This window comes from Sphingobacterium siyangense (genome assembly GCF_023277505.1).
Taxonomy (GTDB): domain Bacteria; phylum Bacteroidota; class Bacteroidia; order Sphingobacteriales; family Sphingobacteriaceae; genus Sphingobacterium; species Sphingobacterium siyangense.
On sequence record NZ_CP080574.1, the window covers coordinates 2,432,744 to 2,454,560 of the forward strand.

16 protein-coding genes are annotated in these 21,817 nt (G+C 40.5%); 14 read left to right on the forward strand and 2 right to left on the reverse strand.

Going from position 1 to position 21,817, the window contains the following annotated elements; genetic code table 11:
- Window positions 1-127 precede the first annotated feature (127 nt).
- The 8 genes from serC (at window position 128) to K2F45_RS09830 (ending at window position 9,907) form a co-directional block, all read left to right on the forward strand.
- Window positions 128-1,198: a 3-phosphoserine/phosphohydroxythreonine transaminase gene (gene serC, locus K2F45_RS09795; protein ID WP_075991984.1), complete on the forward strand. Its 1,071-nt coding sequence runs from the start codon at window positions 128-130 to the stop codon at window positions 1,196-1,198.
- A gap of 144 nt (window positions 1,199-1,342) precedes the next feature.
- Window positions 1,343-2,290, forward strand: coding sequence for a D-2-hydroxyacid dehydrogenase (locus K2F45_RS09800; protein WP_248933423.1), 948 nt, complete (start codon window positions 1,343-1,345; stop codon window positions 2,288-2,290).
- A gap of 125 nt (window positions 2,291-2,415) precedes the next feature.
- On the forward strand, window positions 2,416-3,729 hold the full coding sequence (locus tag K2F45_RS09805) for an aspartate kinase (protein ID WP_088161047.1): 1,314 nt from the start codon (window positions 2,416-2,418) through the stop codon (window positions 3,727-3,729).
- Between the two features lie 15 nt (window positions 3,730-3,744).
- A complete protein-coding gene (lysA, locus tag K2F45_RS09810; protein ID WP_248933424.1) occupies window positions 3,745-4,905 on the forward strand; it encodes a diaminopimelate decarboxylase in 1,161 nt (386 codons plus the stop codon).
- A gap of 137 nt (window positions 4,906-5,042) precedes the next feature.
- Window positions 5,043-5,795: a prolipoprotein diacylglyceryl transferase gene (locus K2F45_RS09815; protein ID WP_075994722.1), complete on the forward strand. Its 753-nt coding sequence runs from the start codon at window positions 5,043-5,045 to the stop codon at window positions 5,793-5,795.
- A 5-nt stretch (window positions 5,796-5,800) separates the two neighbouring features.
- A complete protein-coding gene (locus K2F45_RS09820) occupies window positions 5,801-6,040 on the forward strand; it encodes a hypothetical protein (protein WP_046675824.1) in 240 nt (79 codons plus the stop codon).
- Between the two features lie 11 nt (window positions 6,041-6,051).
- A complete protein-coding gene (locus tag K2F45_RS09825; RefSeq protein ID WP_248933425.1) occupies window positions 6,052-7,455 on the forward strand; it encodes a radical SAM protein in 1,404 nt (467 codons plus the stop codon).
- Between the two features lie 115 nt (window positions 7,456-7,570).
- Window positions 7,571-9,907, forward strand: coding sequence for a mechanosensitive ion channel family protein (locus K2F45_RS09830; protein WP_083663806.1), 2,337 nt, complete (start codon window positions 7,571-7,573; stop codon window positions 9,905-9,907).
- 55 nt (window positions 9,908-9,962) lie between these two features.
- On the opposite strand, the gene K2F45_RS09835 is transcribed toward K2F45_RS09830, so the two are convergent.
- Window positions 9,963-10,793 carry an AraC family transcriptional regulator gene (locus tag K2F45_RS09835; protein ID WP_248933426.1) on the reverse strand — a complete coding sequence of 277 codons (831 nt, stop codon included), beginning with the start codon at window positions 10,791-10,793 and terminating at the stop codon, window positions 9,963-9,965.
- A gap of 109 nt (window positions 10,794-10,902) precedes the next feature.
- Here K2F45_RS09835 and K2F45_RS09840 point away from each other — a divergent pair, with 109 nt between their 5' ends.
- Together K2F45_RS09840 and K2F45_RS09845 are read left to right on the forward strand one after the other, a co-directional pair.
- Window positions 10,903-11,817: an AEC family transporter gene (locus K2F45_RS09840; protein WP_248933427.1), complete on the forward strand. Its 915-nt coding sequence runs from the start codon at window positions 10,903-10,905 to the stop codon at window positions 11,815-11,817.
- Window positions 11,818-12,091: 274 nt separating this feature from the next.
- Window positions 12,092-12,538: a DoxX family protein gene (locus K2F45_RS09845; RefSeq protein WP_075991990.1), complete on the forward strand. Its 447-nt coding sequence runs from the start codon at window positions 12,092-12,094 to the stop codon at window positions 12,536-12,538.
- Window positions 12,539-12,575: 37 nt separating this feature from the next.
- Here K2F45_RS09845 and purL read toward each other — a convergent pair whose 3' ends face one another.
- Window positions 12,576-16,307 carry a phosphoribosylformylglycinamidine synthase gene (gene purL / locus K2F45_RS09850; protein ID WP_248933428.1) on the reverse strand — a complete coding sequence of 1,244 codons (3,732 nt, stop codon included), beginning with the start codon at window positions 16,305-16,307 and terminating at the stop codon, window positions 12,576-12,578.
- A 509-nt stretch (window positions 16,308-16,816) separates the two neighbouring features.
- Here purL and pheT point away from each other — a divergent pair.
- The 4 genes from pheT to rny all read left to right on the forward strand — a co-directional run bounded on the left by pheT (window position 16,817) and on the right by rny (window position 21,812).
- Window positions 16,817-19,213, forward strand: coding sequence for a phenylalanine--tRNA ligase subunit beta (gene pheT / locus K2F45_RS09855; RefSeq protein ID WP_075994724.1), 2,397 nt, complete (start codon window positions 16,817-16,819; stop codon window positions 19,211-19,213).
- 40 nt (window positions 19,214-19,253) lie between these two features.
- The gene (locus K2F45_RS09860; protein ID WP_046675830.1) at window positions 19,254-19,559 is read left to right on the forward strand and encodes a hypothetical protein; all 306 of its coding nucleotides are present in this window, start codon (window positions 19,254-19,256) and stop codon (window positions 19,557-19,559) included.
- Between the two features lie 54 nt (window positions 19,560-19,613).
- On the forward strand, window positions 19,614-19,904 hold the full coding sequence (locus K2F45_RS09865; protein ID WP_046675831.1) for a cell division protein ZapA: 291 nt from the start codon (window positions 19,614-19,616) through the stop codon (window positions 19,902-19,904).
- Between the two features lie 354 nt (window positions 19,905-20,258).
- Window positions 20,259-21,812, forward strand: a complete 1,554-nt coding sequence (gene rny / locus K2F45_RS09870; protein WP_075991992.1) for a ribonuclease Y — start codon at window positions 20,259-20,261, stop codon at window positions 21,810-21,812.
- The last annotated feature ends 5 nt before the right edge of the window (window positions 21,813-21,817 follow it).

Below are 21,817 nucleotides of genomic sequence, written 5' to 3' on the forward strand. Positions count from 1 at the left end.
TTTTATAAATTTTCAATAAAAAAACAGATTAGTTGAAAAATATATAATTTTATTTTACCTTTGGTTTTTAAACAACGGATTGCTTAGCTAGGGTTAAAGAATAGCAATCAAACAAACTATAACATCAATGAAACATAATTTTGGAGCAGGTCCATGTATTCTGCCAAAGGAAGTATTTCAACAAGCCTCAGAAGCTGTAATTGATTTTAACAACACCGGTTTATCAATTTTAGAGATCTCTCACCGTTCCAAAGAGTTTGAAGCAGTGATAGATGAGGCCACACAATTAGTACGCGAGTTATTGTCAGTACCTCAGGGATATTCGATTCTTTTCCTTCAAGGAGGGGCTAGTTTGCAATTTGCAATGGCGCCGTTGAATCTTTTACCTGAAGGAGGTAAGGCTGCTTATTTGGATACTGGTGTCTGGGCTACAAAAGCATTAAAAGAAGCTAAAAAATTCGGTACAGTAGATGTTGTAGCTTCGTCGATTGATAAAAATTATTCCTACATCCCTAAGGGATATGCCATCCCAACAGATGCTGCATATTTTCATTATACAGCTAACAATACCATTTACGGTACTGAGGTTTTTGATAAGCCTGAAACAGCATTGCCAGTGGTTGTTGATATGTCTTCTGATATTTTCTCACGTGAGATCAATGTTGCTGACTATGATTTGATCTATGCTGGTGCTCAAAAAAATATGGGCCCTGCAGGTGTTACACTCGTGATTGTTAAAGATGACATCTTAGGTAAATCAGGACGTATTCTTCCGTCGATGTTGGATTATCAATTGCATATCAATGGTGGTTCAATGTACAATACTCCTCCGGTATATTCGATCTTTGTTTCGATGTTAAACCTTCGTTGGTTAAAAGCAAAGGGCGGTGTTTCTGTATTAGAGCAAGAGAATATCATCAAAGCACGTGCTTTATACGATGAAATCGACCGTAACCCATTGTTCAAAGGTACTGCAGCTGTTGAAGATCGTTCACGCATGAATGTTACTTTTGTAATGGATACACCAGAGTTGGAGGCTGAATTTTTGGCTTTGGCAAAAGAGCGTAATTTGATCGGAATCAAAGGTCACCGTTCTGTAGGTGGATTTAGAGCTTCGATTTACAATGCTTTACCATTAAGCAGCGTAAATGCGTTGATTGATGCAATGAAAGAATTTGAGGACACGCATACGGCATAAGGCAGTGTGCATGTTGCTGAAATTTAGCAGTTGACAAACAGATAATTAGTTAGATTAAGAATTATAGAGGTCGTATCGTATTCACCTGGTTGGATCTTCTGATGAGTTGAACGGCACTGATACCTTTAAAAACGAATTATAAAGATGAAAATATTAGCGAATGACGGTATCGATCCACTAGGAAAGAAAATGTTGGAAGATGCAGGTCATAGTGTAGATACAACTCATATTCCGCAAGAAGAGCTTCCAGAAAAGCTCCTTGCTTATGACGCAATCACGGTACGTAGTGCAACTAAAGTACGTCAGGCCCTGATTGATGACTGCCCTAACTTGAAAGTTATCGGCCGTGGTGGAGTAGGCATGGATAATATTGACGTAGACTACGCCCGTTCAAAAGGGATTGCTGTTGTCAATACCCCTGCAGCATCTTCTTTATCAGTGGCTGAGCTGGTTTTTGCCCACCTATTGAATGGTGTACGTTTCTTATACGATTCTAATAGAAAAATGCCTGTTGAGGGTAATACAAAATTTGGCGCCCTTAAAAAAGCTTATGGAGCTGGTACTGAGCTTCGTGGTAAGACGATCGGTATCGTTGGATTTGGTCGTATCGGTCGCGAAGTTGCCAAAATCGCCATTGGTCTGGGGATGGATGTTGTTTACACGGATTTGTTCGAAGGACCAAAAACATTGACCATAACACTTTCAGGTGGTATCCAAGTTGAGGTACCTATTCAACAAGTGGAGATGGACAACTTATTTAAAGTTTCAGATTTTATTTCTTTACACGTTCCATTTTTGGATAAACCAGCTATCGGAGCTGCAGAGTTCCCATTATTGAAAGATGGTGTTGGCTTAGTTAATGCCTCGAGAGGTGGCGTTATTGATGAATTGGAATTAGTGAAAGCATTGGATTCAGGCAAAGTTGCATTCGCCGGTTTAGATGTATTCGATAATGAGCCTACTCCACGCGAAGAGATCTTAAAACATCCAAAAATTTCGTTGACGCCACATATTGGGGCGGCAACCAATGAAGCTCAAGAAAGAATCGGCGAAGAATTGGCCGGTCTACTGATCGAAAACTTGAAGAAGTAATTCTTCCGCATAACATATAAGATATGCGGCACAAAACTTTCATGATTTTGTGCCGCATTTTTTTTAATATAAATTCATGAATTGCCTATATTGGCACACAGAAATTTAATAATTGTAACTTCAGTATGAAAGTTTTAAAATTTGGTGGTACTTCCGTGGGAAGTGCAGCACGTATCAAAGGGTTGTTGGATATTGTAAACCCTGCTGAACGTCAGATCGTCGTATTGTCCGCAGTTGCTGGAACGACAAATGCTTTGGTTGAAATAGGTCAAGCTTACACAGCAGGTAAGAAGGACGAAGCTAAAGATTTGGTCAAGAAGCATAAGGATAAGTACGAAGACCTTATTAAAGAACTTTTCAGTACTGAACAAGGTTATAAAAATGGTAAAGAATTGATCGATTACCATTTTAATCTGATTTCTACCTTAGCCAATGAATTATTTACACCTATTGAAGAAAAAGTTATTCTGGCGCAGGGTGAATTGATGTCTACTGCTTTATGGCATTTCTATTTGAACGAAATCGGTATAAAATCCGTGTTGTTGCCAGCCCTGGATTTTATGAAAATTGATGAGGATAATGAGCCTATGGTGGAATACATTGGCGAAAAACTAAGTCATATTCTGGCACAGAGCCCAGAAAATACCTTATTTATCACACAAGGTTTTATTTGCCGAAATTCATTTGGTGAAATCGATAATTTGCGCCGTGGTGGTTCAGATTATACGGCTTCATTGATCGGTGCAGCAATCCGTGCGGAGGAAGTTCAGATCTGGACGGACATCGATGGGATGCACAACAATGATCCTCGTGTTGTCAAAGGAACAACACCGATTGCACATCTAAGCTTTGATGAAGCTGCGGAGCTGGCTTATTTTGGTGCTAAAATTTTACATCCACAATCGGTATTCCCGGCGCAAAAATATAATGTTCCAGTTCGTTTGTTGAACACGATGGAACCCAATGCAAAAGGGACTTTGATCAGTAAGGACGGTGCTCAGAAAGGTTGTATTCGCGCCATTGCCGCGAAAGACGGTATCACGGCAATTCACATCCATTCATCGCGTATGCTACTTGCCTATGGTTTCCTACGTCGTGTTTTTGAAATATTCGAACGTTATAAAACACCAATCGATATGATCACAACTTCGGAAGTGGCGGTATCGTTGACCATCGATGATACAACCAATTTGGCTGATATTATCAAAGAAGTGGAGGATTTTGGTTCTGTAACAGTAGATGGTGATCAGACCATTGTATGCGTTGTAGGCGATTTCGGTTTGAATAGCCACGGTTATGCTGCTCGCGTACTTGACGCCGTAAAACACCTTCCAGTTCGTATGATTTCTTACGGTGGTTCAGACTTTAACGTGTCGATTCTATTGAATTCAGATCATAAAACAGAAGCATTACGTTCATTGCACAATCGTTTATTTTAAGAAGTAGGTTTTTATATGATAAATACAGGTATCGCGGCGAAGTTTGCAGAGAAAGAAACGCCGTTTTATTATTATGATCTGAATGTGTTAAACAAGACCCTGGAGGCTGCGCATGCTGCGTCCCACAAACGGGGATTTCATGTTCACTATGCATTAAAGGCCAATTTTAATGACGAGTTATTGAAGGCGATTCAAGAGATCGGCTTTGGTGCGGATTGCGTGAGTGGCAATGAGGTAAAGAAAGCCATTGAATGTGGCTTTGATTCCAAGAAAGTCACTTTTGCGGGAGTTGGTAAATCCGATAAGGAAATCAATTATTCGCTCGATCAAAATATTTTTGCTTTTAATGTGGAATCCATTCAGGAGCTTGAAGTCATCAATGAGCTTGCCTCAAAGAAAGGTGTAAAAGCAAATGTGGCTTTACGGATCAACCCAAATGTGGATGCACACACCCATCATTATATTACAACAGGGCTTGATGAAAACAAATTTGGTGTGCCCAATGCCGATTTGGAAAAATGTGCAGCCGTGCTTAAAAAATGTGAATCTATTGAATTGGTTGGTCTTCATTTTCACGTAGGTTCACAGATTACGGATATGACCGTATTCAAAAGCCTGTGCGTGAAGGTCAATGAATGGAAAAACTGGTTTGAAGAACGCGGTACACAAATCCGTGTATTGAATGTCGGTGGCGGATTGGGGATTGATTATAAAAATCCTGATGGAAATACAATTCCTGATTTTGAAGCCTATTTTGATATTTTCGACCGCTTTCTGGAGCGTACAGCACAGCAGGAAGTACACTTTGAATTGGGGCGGGCTTTGGTCGCACAATGCGGAAGCCTTGTTAGCCGCGTGTTGTATGTCAAAAATGGTGTCAAGAAAAATTTCTTGGTATTGGATGCTGGAATGACTGAATTAATGCGCCCGGCCTTGTATCAGGCCTATCATAAAATTGAAAATATCAGCGCGACAGACAGCGCCGAATCCATTAACTACGATGTGGTTGGGCCAATCTGTGAATCGTCCGACTGCTTTGGTAAGGAAGTACCACTTCCCGTTTCAAAACGTGGCGACTTAATTGCCATTCGTTCCGCAGGAGCTTATGGCGAAGTGATGGCCTCGCGTTATAACCTACGTGAGGAAATCCGATTTGTGTATAGCAATCAGCTATAAGCTCCCGTTTTTAAAATATTTATTTAAAAGCCAGTCTGTTCTTCAGACTGGCTTTTTGGTTTTAATAATTTTGTCCTATATGCAGAAACTTTTGTTTATCATTTTCTTGATCGTCTTTCGTATACTTGTTTATGCTTATGGCGATTGAATTTCCGGTTACGATAGATTTGTTTGGAAAAACATTTCTCTTACATCCTTTTATGGAAGGATTGGGGATGTTTATTGGTATGCGTTATTATCAGTTGCTCAAATGGAAGGATCAGGAAAGTTTAGGGCATACCAATTCCCTTCTTATTGTTATTGCTGCCGGCCTAGGGGCTTTGGTCGGCTCACATGTCATCGGTTCGCTCGAGCGTCCGGCTGAATTGCTCAATGCGACACATAAATGGGCTTACATCTGGGTGAATAATACGATAATCGGTGGTTTGGCGGGAGGTTTGGTTGCCGTGGAAGGGATGAAAAAGATCATGGGTAAAAAAGAAAGTACCGGTGATCGGATGGTCTTTCCCCTGATTAGTGCAATTTCCATTGGTAGGGTAGGTTGTTTTTATACGGGTGTATTCGAGCAGACCTATGGTTTACCCACAACATCTCCATTGGGGATGTATTTGGGGGATGCCTATAAACGGCATCCGGTAGCGCTGTATGAAATCGCATTTTTACTGCTCTTATTTGTAGGACTCCAGCTTTTTAAACGGCGATACAATTATCGAAATGGTGTGTTGTTTCAGCTTTTTATGCTTAGTTATTTTAGTTTTCGTTTCCTGTTGGACTTTATTAAGCCACGGGCAATTATACTTTTGGGGCTAAGTACCATACAAATTACCTGCATCGTGGTGATAATTTATTATATTTATTTATTAAAAAATGAACGTTTAATCAAAAAATAGAAATTATGTATTTGCTTGAGGGGTCATTTGGATCGGAAAGTACCGCGATGTTGGGACTTTTTCTACTTACTATAGGTGCTATTGTGATCGGTATTGCACTTTTGGTTATTATTATCGGCTCGATTATTAAAGCTGGAAATAAAGAATCCAAATTCAATGTCAATCCCTGGCTTAAAGTATTGTTGGGCGGAATTGGAGCAATGTTGGCAGGGGGACTTGCCTGTGGACTTACCTTTATGAACTAGAGATCAGCTTTATGCCAGTTAGAAACTATACATACTACGATTACACCATCAGCCTATGTCCAACATGCCTTTCGCGTGTTGGTGCCAAGATTATTATCGAGGATGAACAGGTATTTATGACGAAAAACTGTCCTGATCATGGCTTTTTCAAAACACTGATAGCAACTGATGTTGACTATTATAAGAACATTCGGAATTATAATAAAGCCTCAGAAACACCTTTGAAATTTGATAATGAAGTACATTATGGCTGTCCCTATGATTGTGGCTTATGCGTCGATCATGAACAGCACAGTTGCCTTTCTATCATCGAAGTGACCGACCGCTGTAATTTGACCTGTCCAACCTGCTATGCCATGTCATCGCCCCATTATGGACGACATCGCTCGCTGGAAGAAATTGAACGGATGTTTGACAAAATCGTCGAAAGTGAAGGTGAACCGGATGTGGTTCAGATCAGTGGTGGAGAGCCAACCATACACCCTGATTTTTTTAAAATTTTAGACATTGCGAAGACAAAGCCTATTAAGCATCTCATGCTCAATACGAATGGGATCAGAATTGCAAATGATCCTGGTTTTGCTGAGCAACTCGCGACTTATGCGCCTGAATTTGAAATCTATCTCCAGTTCGATTCCTTTCGCCCATCGGTGCTTGAGAAATTCCGGGGCAAAGATCTTACGGATATCCGAAAAAAGGCCATAGACAAATTAAATGCACTCAATCTAAGTACAACCTTGGTCGTTGTCCTGGAAAAAGGAACCAACGATGATGAAATAGGGGAAATATTGGATTACGCCTTACAACAGCGATGTGTACGAGGGGTAACCTTTCAACCGGTGGAAATTGCCGGTCGAAATGCGGCCGATGCACAACAACATAAAATGACATTAACGGAGGTACGTCAGGAAATCCTGAATCAATATCCACTATTGGACCCACATGATATTATTCCTGTTCCTTGTAATCCTGATGCTTTGGCGATGGGCTATATACTGAAAATAGGAGCGGAGCGTATACCTTTGACCCGACATATTGATCCTGCTATTTTGTTAAATAGCCAATCGCGCAACACCATTGTATATGAACAAGACAAAGGTGTTCAGATGCAATTGCTGGATATATTTAGCACGGGAATTTCTGTGGATAAGGTAAAGCCAAAAGTAAACCAGTTGCTTTGCTGTTTACCCGAAGTCTGCGCACCTGATCTTGACTACGACAATCTTTTCCGAATTATCATTATGAATTTTATGGATGCCTACGATTTTGACGTTCGTGCAGTCAAAAAATCATGTGTCCATATCGTCAACAAAGACTTGAAATTAATTCCTTTTGAGACGATGAATTTATTTTATCGTGATGATAAAATAAAACGGCTGGAAGAACTAAAACTATCGGATGCTATTCGATTTTAACAGGAGATAAGTTATTTTTGTCGAAGAAATACCTTTGGTCCTTTCTTTGCAAAATGTAGTGTTCATTGCATTTGGCTACACATTGCCAGGTAAGGAAATCAACGAAATTAGAAGTATGAAATTGGGCATTGTTAAGCGTTTTATTTTTGTCTTAAGTCTCTTGGCTTTTCAGTTGCATGTGTCTGCACAGGATTCAGTTCAGGTTAGAAAAAATCAAAGTAACGATCGAACCGCGGCACATGTTGGCTTCAATAAAAGGTCAGCTGTGGATTCCACACGTGTTGGCAATGACTCCTTACGTAATGACCTGAAGAAGGTCAATTTGACTTTTCTTGCTAATATTCGAACAGGTTCAATGGCGGATTTCGTTGCACAACTGAATGAGAAATCCAATACGTATACTGCGACCAATACAGGATCGGCCAAAGACAGTATTGCCGCAATTAAAAATAGTATTCACGAGGAAATTAAACAGCTGAAGTCTATCAAGGGCAGTATCAGTAATTATTCAAACAGTCTTACTATTACCCAGGATCAGATCAGGAATTTGGTCAACCGGTATGATATTAGTACCAGTAATCATAGTCGCGCGTACCAATACCTTGATAATGCTCAGCTCAAGCTGTCGGCAAAAATGGATTCTCTGGAGGCCATCAACCGTACGATAGATGAACTTATCGCCAAGAACCAACGCCATTTGCTGCGTCTGGATGCTGTGCATGAGGTGAAAAATGTAAGTAAAAAGGCCGATTCTACATCGAGCAAAAGTTCGATCTGGAAAGCGAATACGGCCGCAATTTCAAAAGATGTCTTATTAAATAATATCCGTACAAATTATAGTAATAATAAATCGATTGACAAATATGTTAATCGGACCGATTGGGCGAGTCGTATCCTATTGATTGTATTGGGATTGGGCTATTGCTACTGGATTGTGCGGGTGTCCTATATCCTTCGACAGAATGATTCTGAACATAAACTTGCGATTGATGCTATCGTTGGGAAAACAATTATTTTCCTCTTGACACTGTTGCCTTTTGTAAACTTCTTTACACCAAGTTTCATTCTGCAGGCTTCCCAATTGGTCATTATGTTAATCTTCATGTTTTTGCTAAGGCATCGCATGAGCGGGTTACAGCGTAAAATTGCCATTATCCTCATTGTATTCTATCTCCTGGATGTATTTGTCAATATGATCGTAAGCGATGACCTCTTTTTAAGGATCGTTTGTATCGCCTTTAATCTGATCGCACTGGGACTTGTTAGCTACACAAAGCGACGAATCAAAAATGCAGATAGTCCGGGGTATATCAGCAATTTTATATATGTCGTTTTCGCTATCCTCAATATCACGGCAATTACCTTGAATGTGATTGGCCATGTTGAGCACTCGCGGAGCTTTAGTATTGCCTGCGCCGTTGGTTTAGTCCAATCCTTTACGTTGCAGTATTTTGCAGACATGATTAAGGCCGATGTACGTAATCAGTTTAAAAAAGATCGACTGACTGCAGGATTCTGGATGCGTTTTAACGAACAGCGTACATTGGCTATCATCACCGAAATCCTTCGGATCGTATGTGTACTTTTGGCTATTATTGTGTTGGCAAACAACTTACAGTTTATAGAAACACTATTGGCAGCGAGCGGAGTCTTTTTTGGCAAAGTGCGCAGCATTGGAAGCATATCTTTTACACTCGGCAACCTTGTTGTGGCTGTTTTACTGCTTCTGGTGGCCAACTGGTTTCAAAAAAATATCAGTTTGATTGTTCTTGGCGGTGAAGATGGTCAGCTTAGCCAGGTCTATAATCAGAAGATGACCCTATTTCCGCTATTTCGTTTAGCGATTATTCTGATTGGTTTTTTTATGGCAATCTCTGCCCTGGGAATGAGTTTGGATAAACTTACCGTTGTCATCGGAGCACTGAGTGTTGGTATTGGTCTGGGCATGCAGAATATCATCAATAATTTTGTGTCTGGTATTATTTTAGTTTTTGACAAGCCATTTCGGGTGGGTGACCAAATTGAGCTTGCCGACAAAAAAGGGCGGGTCAAAGAAATCGGTATACGTGCCAGTGTCCTAAAAACTGCAGATGGTGCGGATGTTATCATCCCAAATGGCGATTTACTCTCTGGAAGAGTCGTCAATTGGACTTTATCACAGGAGTACAGCAAAACAAGCTTTGTACTCCATATCGATCGACAGGCTGATTTGGACAAAGCGAAAGAATGGATTAAAGATGCGATGATGGCGAGCCCATATTACATCCAGGAAAGAGACAGCGGGATCAGCATACAGGATATCAGTGCGGAAATGATCTATCTAAGTGTTTACTGCTGGGTAAACGCGGCGGGCAATGCCTCGTCGCTTAAAAACGATGTGCTGCTTGTATTATACAAAAAGTTTGAAGCGGAGGGGTTGAAATTTTATAGTGTCATTCCTCCCAAAAATTAATTTATCAATTGACTTTTTCTGACCAGTATGCATCATGGATTATGGTCAAGGCTTATTATTTAGTCAAATGAGTTCGGAAATATAAGGGGCTGAATCCCTTGGCCCGTTTGTAGAAATGTGAAAGATGGCTCTCGTCGGTAAATCCGAGTTCTGCAGCAATTTGTTTCAAGGTATAATCTTTGGATTTAAGTCTGTTTTCGATGAGTTCGATCCTGTAGCTGTTAATATAGGCTCTTAAACTGGTGCCGAAGTTCTTCTTAAAATAGATTCCAAAATAGGATGGAGCAATATTAAATTTCTGAGCCAGCAGGTTGACCTGAAGTTTTTCGGGCGAAAAAATATAGCGATGAATATAAGCCGAAATCGATCGGTCAACATATAGTTCATGCTGCTGGGGTAAGCGTTGCGCTTCTGATATTTCTTTATAGAGCCCAAAGATCGCAACGAGTTGGTCAAATAGCCAATCAGAACGCTCGTTGACAGTGGCATTAATATACAGTCGGACAGCTTCCAGGATATGTGAATAAATCAGGCGATGGTGCTCGTCCATATACAGTTTGCGTTCCTTTAATCCTTTATCGTTCATTAGCTCCATAATCCAGGCATAGCGCTTTAGATTACGTTTATTCTGCAGGAAGTAGGTGTCTGTAAATAAAATAAACAAAAAATGGGTCTTTTCTTCAATGTTAAAATAATGCTTGTCTTCCGGACTAATTAAGAACACATCGCCAGGTTCATAATTCAGTTCAAATTTGTTGATCACATGGGTTCCTTTGCCCGAACGAATATAAACAAGCTCATAATAATTTTGCTCGTGTGGAGGCAAATGAAAACTATCCTCAATAAATTCACTGATCCGTAAAGGTTCAAACTGTTTTTTGCGCATTGCTCTCCTGATATATATATCTTTAAATGTACATAAAAATAATGTATTTGTACATGTTATTGCCTGCTCTACTATCGCACCTTTGTGTCGTATAAAATGATAAGAAAACATGATTAATTTTATAATGATTGCATTTTGCATCGCAGCGGGGATGTTGTTAAGGCGAACAAATTTAATTCATTCCGAAGCACATAAAGGGATCAATACCTGGATTCTTTATTTTGCCCTGCCGGCGGTGTCTTTCAAATATATTCCGAAGATCGTATGGTCATCAGAATTACTGTTTCCCGTGTTTTCGGCAATCCTCGTTTGGGCAGGTAGTTGGTTATTTATGGAAGTATACTGTCGGCGTAAAAATTATAAGCAACGCTCCCGCAGTAGCTTGGAATTGGCAGCAGGTTATAGCAATACGTCCTTTATAGGCTTTCCATTGATCATAGCTTATTTTGGTGAAGCCCAGTTGCCGATTGCAATTATTTGCGACCAAACTACATTTATTCTACTTTCTACAGCCGGAATCATCAATGCACTAAAAGCGAATGTCCAGGATGGCGAAACGATCGATGTCAAATTTATGCTTCGAAAGTTAGTTAGCTTTCCACCCCTGATCGGTTGTATAACAGCCTTAATGCTGTCTCAATTTGTTGACCTTTCAGTTGCTGAGCCTTTTTTCGATAAGTTGGTGGCCACCGTTGGGCCCTTGGCCTTATTTTCTATTGGTTTACAGTTGAAGTTTGATGGTTGGCGACAACAGATTTCGCAGATCAGTACAGCGATGAGTTATAAATTGATTCTTGCCCCAGCATTGGTATTACTATTTGCATTACTACTTGGTGTGAAGGGAGCTGTTGCGCGGATCAGTATATTCGAAGCAGCTATGCCAACCTTGGTCACTTCGGGGATCATTGCCGAACAATACCATCTGAATACCAAGCTGGTCAATCTGGTTATCGGTTTTAGTATTGTTGTGGGGCTGCTAACAACTGCATTTTGGGATTTTGTTATTCGACTTTTTTTCTCCTAGCCTACGGTTGCATTGATTGATTGATTGATTGATTGATTGATTGATTGATTGATTGATTGATTGATTGATTGATTGATTGATTGATTGATTGATTGATTGATTTTGAAAACAGCGTAGGCCTAATTTGGCAGCGATTAGTCTTATCCGAAGTATTGTGTAGGCGTGGGGATGTATTCACTTCGTAACATTTTGATAGTGAATCATCTCATGCGAACAACTTTTTTGCTGTTCAACTGTTATTAGGCTATAACCATCTATAAAAAGGAGGTATGTTATGAACCTGATACACAAAATTGAACATTGGGGCGATGCTCATCACCCACAATGGATTGATTACCTAAGAATAGCCTTAGGGGTCGTGATTTTTGCCAAAGGTGTAAGTTTCGTAAATGATAGGGATGTTGTTCAACATATGATTGAGCAAAGTAGTTTCCACTTATCATCATGGGGTGCTGTTCACTATGTGGTTTTTACCCATTTGGTGGGAGGGTTGTTCCTAATTTTAGGTTTTCAAACCCGTTTGGCCTCACTACTGCTATTTCCGGTACTGGTAGGGGCTGTATTTTTTGTTAATATCACCCACGGGTTTAGTTATTTGAATTCCGAATTGTGGCTTTCTATAGTCGTATTCTTTTTGCTGATCTTTTTTATGGTCATGGGCTCTGGAAAATACTCCCTAGATCAAATGATGAACAAACCAGGATACAAAAGGGATATCTAAAAAAAAGCTCCTTCATATATGAAGGAGCTTTTCTTTTTTATTTGCCTTGCTCGTCAATCCATTGGCGTGCATTAACGAATGCTTCAATCCAAGGAGAAACTTCGTCCTGACGACCTTTTGGATAATTTGCCCAATGCCATTGGAACACCGAACGCTCAATATGTGGCATAGTAGCCAAGTGGCGTCCAGTCTTATCGCAAACCATTGCTGTATTATAGTCCGAACCATTTGGGTTATGCGGATATTGCTCATACGCATATTTTGCAACGATATTGTATTGCTCTTCAGCATATGGAAGGTTGAATTTTCCCTCCCCATGTGAGATCCAAACACCCAATGTACTTCCCGCTAGTGTCGATAACATGACGGAATTGTTTTCCTGAACTTTTACAGATACAAAGTTTGACTCGTGTTTTCCGGAAGTATTGTGTAGCATTTTTCCGTGGATTTCATGCTCAGGATTGATCATCTCAAGTTCCATAAATAGCTGACAGCCATTACAGATACCAACCGAAAGTGTATCCGGACGAGCAAAGAAATCGGTTAGGGCTTTTTTCGCTTTTTCATTGTAAAGGAAAGCGCCAGCCCAACCTTTTGCCGAACCCAATACATCTGAGTTCGAGAAACCACCTACAGCACCGATAAATTGGATGTCTTCCAATGTCTCACGACCCGCGATCAAATCGGTCATGTGAACATCTTTTACATCAAAGCCAGCCAAGAACATGGCGTTAGCCATTTCGCGTTCGGAGTTGGAACCTTTCTCACGAAGGATCGCAGCTTTCGGACGTGGTTTAGTTCCGTCGATTACTGGTTTCTTACCATCAAAATGACTTGGGAAAGTAAAGGCTAGGGGTTGATTTTTATAATTATCGAAACGTTGTTGTGCTGTTCCATTTTTAGACTGCTTTGAATCCAAAAGGAATGATGTTGTAGACCATACATCACGTGTTGCTGCAACATCAAAGCTGAATACCGCTTCTTGATTTTTAATCGTTACCGTATTACCTTCGATCACCTGGCCGATTTTAACCGCGTCCACAGCAGCTTCTTTGACAATCGCTTCAAAAGCAGCGTCGTCTTTCGCTTGCAGGACAAGTGCAATATTCTCATTAAAGAAGGCTTTTACGCTATCAGATTCATTTAATGCTGAAAGGTCATAGTTGGCGCCGAGATTAACATCGGCAAAGGTCATTTCCAATAAGGTGGTAATCAAGCCCCCCGATCCGACATCGTGACCAGCTTCGATCTGTCCTTCGTTAATTAATTGTTGTACGGTATTGAATGCTGTTTTGAAATAAGCAGCATCTTGAATGGTCGGTACTTCAGTACCTAATTTATTGATGATCTGCGCAAATGACGAACCGCCTAATTTGAACTGATCTTTTGATAAGTTGATGTAATAGATCGATCCGGCCTTTTTGTTCAGCACAGGTTCTACCACTTTTGTGATATCCGTACAATTTCCTGCGGCAGAAATGATCAATGTGCCTGGGGCAATGACGTTTTCGCCGTTTGGATATTTTTGTTTCATCGACAAAGAATCTTTTCCCGTTGGGATATTGATTCCCAATGCAATGGCAAAATCCGAGCAGGCTTTAACAGCTTGGTATAAGCGGGCATCTTCCCCCTCATTATTGGCCGCCCACATCCAGTTGGCCGATAGGGAGATTCCTGCGAGGCCATTTTTGATTGGCGCAAATACGATGTTGGAAAGCGATTCGGCAATAGCCGTTCTACTTGCCGCCGCCGGATCCACCAAGGCAGCAACAGGGGAGTGACCTATTGTTGTCGCAATACCTTCTTTACCTTTATAGTCAAGTGCCATAACACCGACGTTGTTCAACGCCAATTGCAATGGACCTGCACATTGTTGTTTGGCAACACGGCCACCAACACAACGGTCTACTTTATTGGTTAACCAATCTTTCGAAGCAACAGCTTCCAATTGTAATACTTGGTTTAAGTAGTTTGGAATGTCGGTTGCATCATAAGCAAGATCCGCATAATTGCGAACCACGGTTTTATCGCGCATGAAAGTTTTTGGCGATGAACCAAAGAAATCTTCAAGGGCATAATCCATTGGTTTTTCACCTGTACTTTTCGATTCGAAAGTAAAGCGGTGGTCGCCAGTGACATCACCTACAGTGTACATTGGTGCACGTTCGCGATCTGCAACACGTTTTAACGTGTCAATATCATCTTCAGCGATCACAAGTCCCATACGTTCTTGCGATTCATTACCGATAATTTCTTTTGCCGATAGTGTAGGATCTCCTACAGGAAGTGCATCCAGGTCAATTAAACCTCCGGTCTCTTCAACAAGTTCAGATAAACAGTTTAAGTGGCCGCCTGCACCATGATCATGGATCGAGACAATTGGGTTATGATCTGACTCTACTAAGCCACGAACAGCATTCGCTGCACGTTTTTGCATTTCGGGATTGGAACGTTGAATCGCATTAAGCTCAATTCCAGAACCAAATGCTCCTGTATCTGCAGATGATACAGCGGCTCCACCCATTCCGATGCGGTAATTTTCACCACCTAGGATAACGACTTTATCACCAGTTTTCGGCGTATGTTTTTTCGCTTGATCTAGTTTTCCATAGCCAACACCACCAGCTTGCATAATGACTTTGTCGTAACCAAGTTTACGGCCATCCTCTTCATGCTCAAAGGTCAATACAGAACCTGTAATGAGGGGCTGACCAAACTTATTACCGAAGTCAGAAGCACCGTTGGAAGCTTTGATCAGGATGTCAACTGGGGTTTGGTATAACCATTGACGCTCTTGCATCGCATTTTCCCACGGGCGAGTTTTGTTGAGTTCCTTTGCCGGCTCAGTTAATGTTCCTGCCTGAAGGTCCAATTTATTTTGTTCCAATCGCGAATAAGCAGTCATATATACGGCTGTACCCGCCAATGGAATCGCTCCTTGGCCACCGGCCATACGGTCGCGGATTTCACCACCTGACCCAGTAGCAGCTCCCGAAAATGGTTCTACAGTAGTAGGGAAATTGTGTGTTTCCGCTTTTACTGATAAAACCGAATCAAATGCTTTCTCTTCGTAAAAATCAGGTTTGTCTGCAGATTTAGGTGCAAATTGTGTGACACGTGGACCTTTAACAAAGGCAACGTTATCTTTATAAGCAGAAACAATCTCGTTCGGATTGGTTTCAGAAGTCTTTTTGATTAATTTAAATAAGGAAGTGGGCTGCTCTTCGCCATCGATGATAAAGGTACCATTGAAAATCTTGTGTCTACAGTGTTCAGAATTTGCTTGTGAAAAAGCGAATACTTCTGAGTCTGTAAGCAGACGACCCAATTTGGTCGAGAGATTATTGAGGTAGTCTACTTCTTCTGGATTTAGCGCAAGGCCCTCAGATTTGTTGTAGGCCTCGATGTCTTCAATTTCCAATATCGGTTCAGGTGTGATGTTGACGGTATACATGTCCTGTGTCAACATACTGAACTTTTGTGAAATCATTGGATCGAAGTCATTGAAATCCGCTGGTACCGGTTGAAATTCTTCTATACGAACAATTCCTGCAATGCCCATATTTTGTGTGATTTCTACGGCATTGGTACTCCAGGGAGTAACCATCGCAGCGCGGGGTCCAACAAAGTAGTGGTTAAGGTTTTGGTCGTCTAGTTTTTTGGCGTTGCCGAATAGCCAGTTGAGTTTAGTAATGTCTTCTTGTGATAAAGAGTTTACGCTTTGAACACCATATACAGTGTTCGATGGGTTCTCAAAGAAATGAATCATTATAAATGTTTGTTTTGAACGTTCTTCAAATTAAAGCACAAAGTTACATATTTATTTTGATGGAAAGGCTTGAATTTTCATTAAAAAATAGGCTCAGGTTGCGTTTACTGGAAAAGGCCAAAATTGCTGTTTTGTGTAAATAAGTGTAAAGTTATGTTAATTCATGTAAATAAAAGTTATAATTAATAATTGCATTCGTTTCGTTCGGGGAAAGCCCCTACATTCGCAGCATTCATCACCTATGAATAAATATGATTATCCTTGGGAAGGGGTTTATGAACTCCTTCATACGATCTTTTCCTTCGGTATAAATCTAAGGTCCAAATAACTACCTTGGTTCTATCGTATCAACTTTCAAAAAAGATAAAATCGCTTGCTGCCTAGCCTAATGAAGTCTTTTGAGGAGCCTACCTACCGCATTAAATTCAGACCAACTGTTGATGAAGGGTAAATTGACGTTGGATATAAACTCAAATTTATCTAAGTTTGTGCATCAAATCAAATTCGAGATGAATATTTCATATAATTGGTTAAAACAACACGTTAATATAGATTCGACACCGGAGGAACTATCGCTTATCTTGACAAATACAGGATTGGAAGTAGAAGCTTTGGATGTTGTGCAGAGTATCCCAGGTGGATTGGATGGTTTGGTTGTTGGTGAAGTGAAAACTTGTGAACAGCATCCTAATGCCGATAAATTAAGAGTAACTACCGTTGATGTCGGTGGACCGGAGTTATTGCACATTGTATGTGGCGCACCGAACTGTCGTACAGGATTGAAAGTCATTGTTGCTACAGTGGGCACGACATGCCATCCGCTTACAGGAGAGCCTTTTAAAATTACCAAATCTAAAATTCGTGGTGAAGTTTCCGAAGGTATGTTGTGTGGAGAAGATGAAATCGGTTTAGGAACATCCCATGCCGGTATCGTTGAATTACCAGCTGATGTTGCCGTGGGGACCTTAGTGAAAGATCATTTCAATATCCAGGATGATTACCGTTATGAAATTGGTTTAACACCAAATCGTGCAGATGCAGCTTCGCATTTAGGCGTTGCAAGAGATATTGCGGCACATTTTCGTACACAATTGTTAAAAGCAGATGTTTCTGCATTCAAGGCTGCTGAGGCTGAGGGAACGACAGTGGTCGTTGCGGACGCACAGGCGAGCCCACGTTATAGTGGTATCAATATTACTGGTGTTCGCGTTGGCGAATCTCCAGATTGGTTAAAAGAGAAATTAAATGTTATCGGTGTTCGTCCGATCAATAATATTGTCGACGTCACCAATTATATATTACACGATTTAGGTCAGCCATTGCATGCTTTTGATGCTGATAAAATTGCGGGAAACAAAGTCCTTGTTCGTCTTGCGACTGAGGGCGAGAAATTTGTTACTCTGGATGGTGTGGAGCGTACCTTGTCTGCAGAGGACTTGGTGATTGCCGATGCTGAAAAACCGATGTGTATTGCGGGGGTTTTTGGTGGAGCACATTCTGGTGTATCAGCCGAAACGACCAATGTATTTTTGGAGTCAGCTTATTTTAATGCTGTTTCTGTACGGAAGACTTCCAAAAGACATGGTTTAAAAACAGATGCTTCTTTCCGTTTCGAACGGGGTACCGATCCAAATATTACGGTTGAAGCATTGAAGCGCGCTGCTTTATTGATTCAAGAAATTGCAGGTGGAACGATTTCATCTACCCTAAAGGATGAGTATCCTGTTGTGATTAAACCGTTTTCATTTCACGTGAGCTATGCGAATGTGGTTCGTTTGATCGGTCAGGCGATTCCAAATGAAGAAATTAAATCCATTATTGTCGCTCTTGGCATTGAAGTCACTTCAGAAACTGAAACGGGCCTTGATGTGTTGGTGCCGGCATATCGTGTCGATGTCACACGTGAGGTAGACGTTGTGGAGGAAGTGTTGCGTATTTATGGTTATAACAATATTGAGTTGAAGTCACAAATTAAGGCCTCTTTAAATACGGTTGAAAAGCCAGATAAGGAAGTTGTCTTAAATCAATTGGCAGATCTATTGATTGCAAATGGATTTCGTGAGATTCTGTCCAACTCCCTAACAAAGCTGGACTATGCGGATGATAGCGAAACGGCGGTTAAATTGTATAATCCATTGAGTTCGGATTTGGATACGATGCGTCAAAATATGGTTTTTTCTGTTTTGAGTGCGATTGAATATAACCAAAAACGAAGAAACTTTGATCTGAAATTCTTTGAATTCGGTAAGACATATGCGCTGGATGGTGAAGGCTATAAAGAAACGCAACACCTAGTTTTTGCTATGGCGGGTAAAAATGAAGCTGAGCAATGGAATAGCAAAAAAGACGCAGTTAATTTCTATAACCTAAAAGCAGCCGTAGATACTGTTATCAAAAGGCTGAAAATTGAAGGGGTTCAGATACAAGATGCTGCAAGTTCACATTTTGCCTATGGTTTGAACTATATGAAAGGGCAGAAATGTTTGGTTTCATTTGGTGCAATTGCAAACGCAGATTTGAAAAAAGCAGATGTTGAAGGTCAGGTTTTCTTTGCTGATTTTGACTGGGATGTTTTGATGAAAATCATTCGTAAGAATAGCATTCAATATAAAGAAGTTTCCAAATTCCCGGCTGTACGCAGAGATTTGTCGCTCTTGATCGACGAAAATGTAAGCTTCGATAAGTTACAATTTGTTGCTCAAAAGACCGAACGCAAGCTTTTAAAGGAGGTAAATGTGTTTGACGTGTATAAAGGTGATAAAATTCCGGAAGGGAAAAAGTCTTATGCTCTGAGCTTTATCTTGCAGGATGAAGAAAAAACACTTACTGATAAGCAAATTGATGCGATAGTTCAAAAATTAATTGTTAATTTTGAGAAGGAACTAGGCGCGGAAGTGCGTGGTTAATTAGAGATACAACATTAATTGGTAATATTCAATTTATATTATGGCAACATTGTCTTCACAAATGAATCTGATCGTTGAGAAAACGAAAAATTTAATTCAATTGTGCGAAGTCTTGCAAGAAGAAAATGATTTGCTTAAATTAGAGGTACAATCCTTAAAAGTGGCTTTCGATGCGAGCAACGATAAGAGCAAGCAATTGGAAGAGAAGGTCAAAGCGTTGGCAGTTGCCCGTACGTTAGATTCTGAAACGGATAAGGAAGCAATTAATGAAAAAATACTTGACACAAAACAAAAAATTAACGATTTTGTGCGGGAAATAGACAAGTGTATTAGTTTGTTGAAATAGTTGGGAGAAGTGTTATCGGATTCAAACTAATACAACGTTAAAAAGCTCAAAGAAATGGGAGAGATTTCCATAAAAATAAATATCGCAGATCGTGTTTATCCCCTTCGGGTGGAGAGCGCGGAAGAAGAAGTAATTCGACACGCTGCGAAATTGATAAATGAAAAAGTAAAGGAATTGCAGGAAAACTATACTGTGAGAGATAAGCAGGATTTGTTATCCATGTGTGTATTGCAATTTGCGACGCGTATGCTTAATGCAGAGCGGCAGTCTCAAAACCACGAAGTGGGTTTGGAAAATTCAGTACAGGAACTTGATCAGTTGTTGACGGATTTCTTTAAAAAATAAATTTACGTTCTTTATATTTAGAGCTTAAACGACGAATTTGCCGCAATTAAATTCGGGTTGTCACTATTTTAAACTTAACGCTTCAATATTACAGGCGCAAAAAGATATAGGCCATTTTGCGAAAGCCATCTGGGTCATAATCTAAGCCTAATTATGTAATCACGAAGTTTAATAATACATGAGACCTGTTTAAATTTAATTGCGGTTTTTTTTTGTCATGAAGTCCTGATGCACTTATCCGGATCGCTATTGACTTGGCGCATACCAAAGGTAAGGGAAAAGGCTGATTGATGATTTTACTGGAATTTGAATATAATTAATAAAAACAAACATAAATAATACAATTATACATACATGGACATCGCAATTTATAGCATAATTTCTCTGATTGTTGGTGTTGTTATAGGTCGTTATCTATTGGTTCTGTTATTTAAGAAACAAGAGCAGGAAGCCAAGGATAAGGTAAATAGCATACTGAAAGATGCAGAGCAGGAAGGGGAACACATTAAAAAGAAACGCCTGTTAGAGGCCAAAGAAAAGTTCCTTCAATTAAAATCTGAACACGAAAAGGAAGTCAATCAACGTAATAATACCATCAACCAAAAGGAAAATACGTTAAGACAAAAAGAACAGTCAATTAACCAAAAGCTGGAAAACATCAATCGCGATAAGCAAGAGGTGGATACCAAAAAAAAGCAATTGGATAAGTTGGTTGAACTAAATGAAAAGAAATCTGAAGAAGTAGAAACGCTCAAATTACAACAGATTAAGCAATTGGAAAGTATCGCTGGCGTAACTGCTGACGAAGCAAAAAATCAATTGGTGGACTCGTTGCGCGAAGAAGCCCGCTCACAAGCGATGATTCAAATCAAAGATATTGTGGATGAGGCCAAATTGACGGCGACTAAAGAGGCGAAAAAGGTTGTTATTCAGACCATCCAACGCACTGCTACGGAATCTGCGATCGAAAATACCGTCTCAATTTTCAATATCGAAAATGATGAAATCAAAGGTCGTATTATTGGTCGCGAAGGTCGTAATATTCGTGCATTGGAAGCTGCAACAGGCGTAGAAATCATCGTAGACGATACACCTGAAGCAATTATCCTATCTGGTTTCGATCCCGTACGTCGCGAAATAGCGCGTTTGGCTTTACACCGTTTGGTAACAGATGGTCGTATTCACCCGGCACGTATTGAAGAGGTTGTTGCTAAGACGCGGACGCAAATAGAGGATGAAATCGTTGAAATTGGTGAACGTACCGCGATCGATTTGGGAATCCATGGTTTGCACCCTGAATTGATTCGTATGGTAGGGCGCATGCGTTACCGCTCGTCTTACGGACAGAATCTTTTACAACACTCGCGTGAGGTAGCTAATTTTGCAGCAACAATGGCGGCAGAACTAGGTCTGAATGTTAAACATGCGAAACGTGCTGGATTACTACACGATATAGGTAAAGTGCCTGATGATAATCCGGAGTTGCCACACGCTATTTTAGGTATGCAACTTGCCGAGAAATACAAGGAACACCCTGATGTATGTAATGCAATTGGTGCTCACCATGATGAGATCGAAATGACTGCCTTAATATCTCCGGTCGTTCAGGCTTGTGACGCGATCTCTGGTGCACGCCCGGGCGCACGTCGTGAGGTTGTGGAAAGTTATATCAAGCGCCTAAAAGAGTTGGAAGATTTGGCTTTATCGTATCCTGGGGTTGAGAAAACCTTCGCGATACAAGCTGGCCGTGAGCTACGTGTCATCGTTGAGAGTGAGAAGGTGTCTGATGCACAGTCGGAAATACTAGCTGCTGATATCTCTAACCGTATTCAAACGGAAATGACTTATCCAGGGCAAATTAAAGTAACTGTAATTCGTGAGACAAGGTCAGTGTCTTACGCAAAATAGATCCT

Bases quoted from the DNA above. Each gene is read 5' to 3' on its own strand.
- serC (WP_075991984.1), top strand. From the start codon at position 128: ATGAAACATAATTTTGGAGCAGGTCCATGTATTCTGCCAAAGGAAGTA.
- K2F45_RS09800 (WP_248933423.1), top strand. From the start codon at position 1,343: ATGAAAATATTAGCGAATGACGGTATCGATCCACTAGGAAAGAAAATG.
- K2F45_RS09805 (WP_088161047.1), top strand. From the start codon at position 2,416: ATGAAAGTTTTAAAATTTGGTGGTACTTCCGTGGGAAGTGCAGCACGT.
- lysA (WP_248933424.1), top strand. From the start codon at position 3,745: ATGATAAATACAGGTATCGCGGCGAAGTTTGCAGAGAAAGAAACGCCG.
- K2F45_RS09815 (WP_075994722.1), top strand. From the start codon at position 5,043: ATGGCGATTGAATTTCCGGTTACGATAGATTTGTTTGGAAAAACATTT.
- K2F45_RS09820 (WP_046675824.1), top strand. From the start codon at position 5,801: ATGTATTTGCTTGAGGGGTCATTTGGATCGGAAAGTACCGCGATGTTG.
- K2F45_RS09825 (WP_248933425.1), top strand. From the start codon at position 6,052: ATGCCAGTTAGAAACTATACATACTACGATTACACCATCAGCCTATGT.
- K2F45_RS09830 (WP_083663806.1), top strand. From the start codon at position 7,571: ATGAAATTGGGCATTGTTAAGCGTTTTATTTTTGTCTTAAGTCTCTTG.
- K2F45_RS09835 (WP_248933426.1), bottom strand. From the start codon at position 10,793: ATGCGCAAAAAACAGTTTGAACCTTTACGGATCAGTGAATTTATTGAG.
- K2F45_RS09840 (WP_248933427.1), top strand. From the start codon at position 10,903: ATGATTAATTTTATAATGATTGCATTTTGCATCGCAGCGGGGATGTTG.
- K2F45_RS09845 (WP_075991990.1), top strand. From the start codon at position 12,092: ATGAACCTGATACACAAAATTGAACATTGGGGCGATGCTCATCACCCA.
- purL (WP_248933428.1), bottom strand. From the start codon at position 16,307: ATGATTCATTTCTTTGAGAACCCATCGAACACTGTATATGGTGTTCAA.
- pheT (WP_075994724.1), top strand. From the start codon at position 16,817: ATGAATATTTCATATAATTGGTTAAAACAACACGTTAATATAGATTCG.
- K2F45_RS09860 (WP_046675830.1), top strand. From the start codon at position 19,254: ATGGCAACATTGTCTTCACAAATGAATCTGATCGTTGAGAAAACGAAA.
- K2F45_RS09865 (WP_046675831.1), top strand. From the start codon at position 19,614: ATGGGAGAGATTTCCATAAAAATAAATATCGCAGATCGTGTTTATCCC.
- rny (WP_075991992.1), top strand. From the start codon at position 20,259: ATGGACATCGCAATTTATAGCATAATTTCTCTGATTGTTGGTGTTGTT.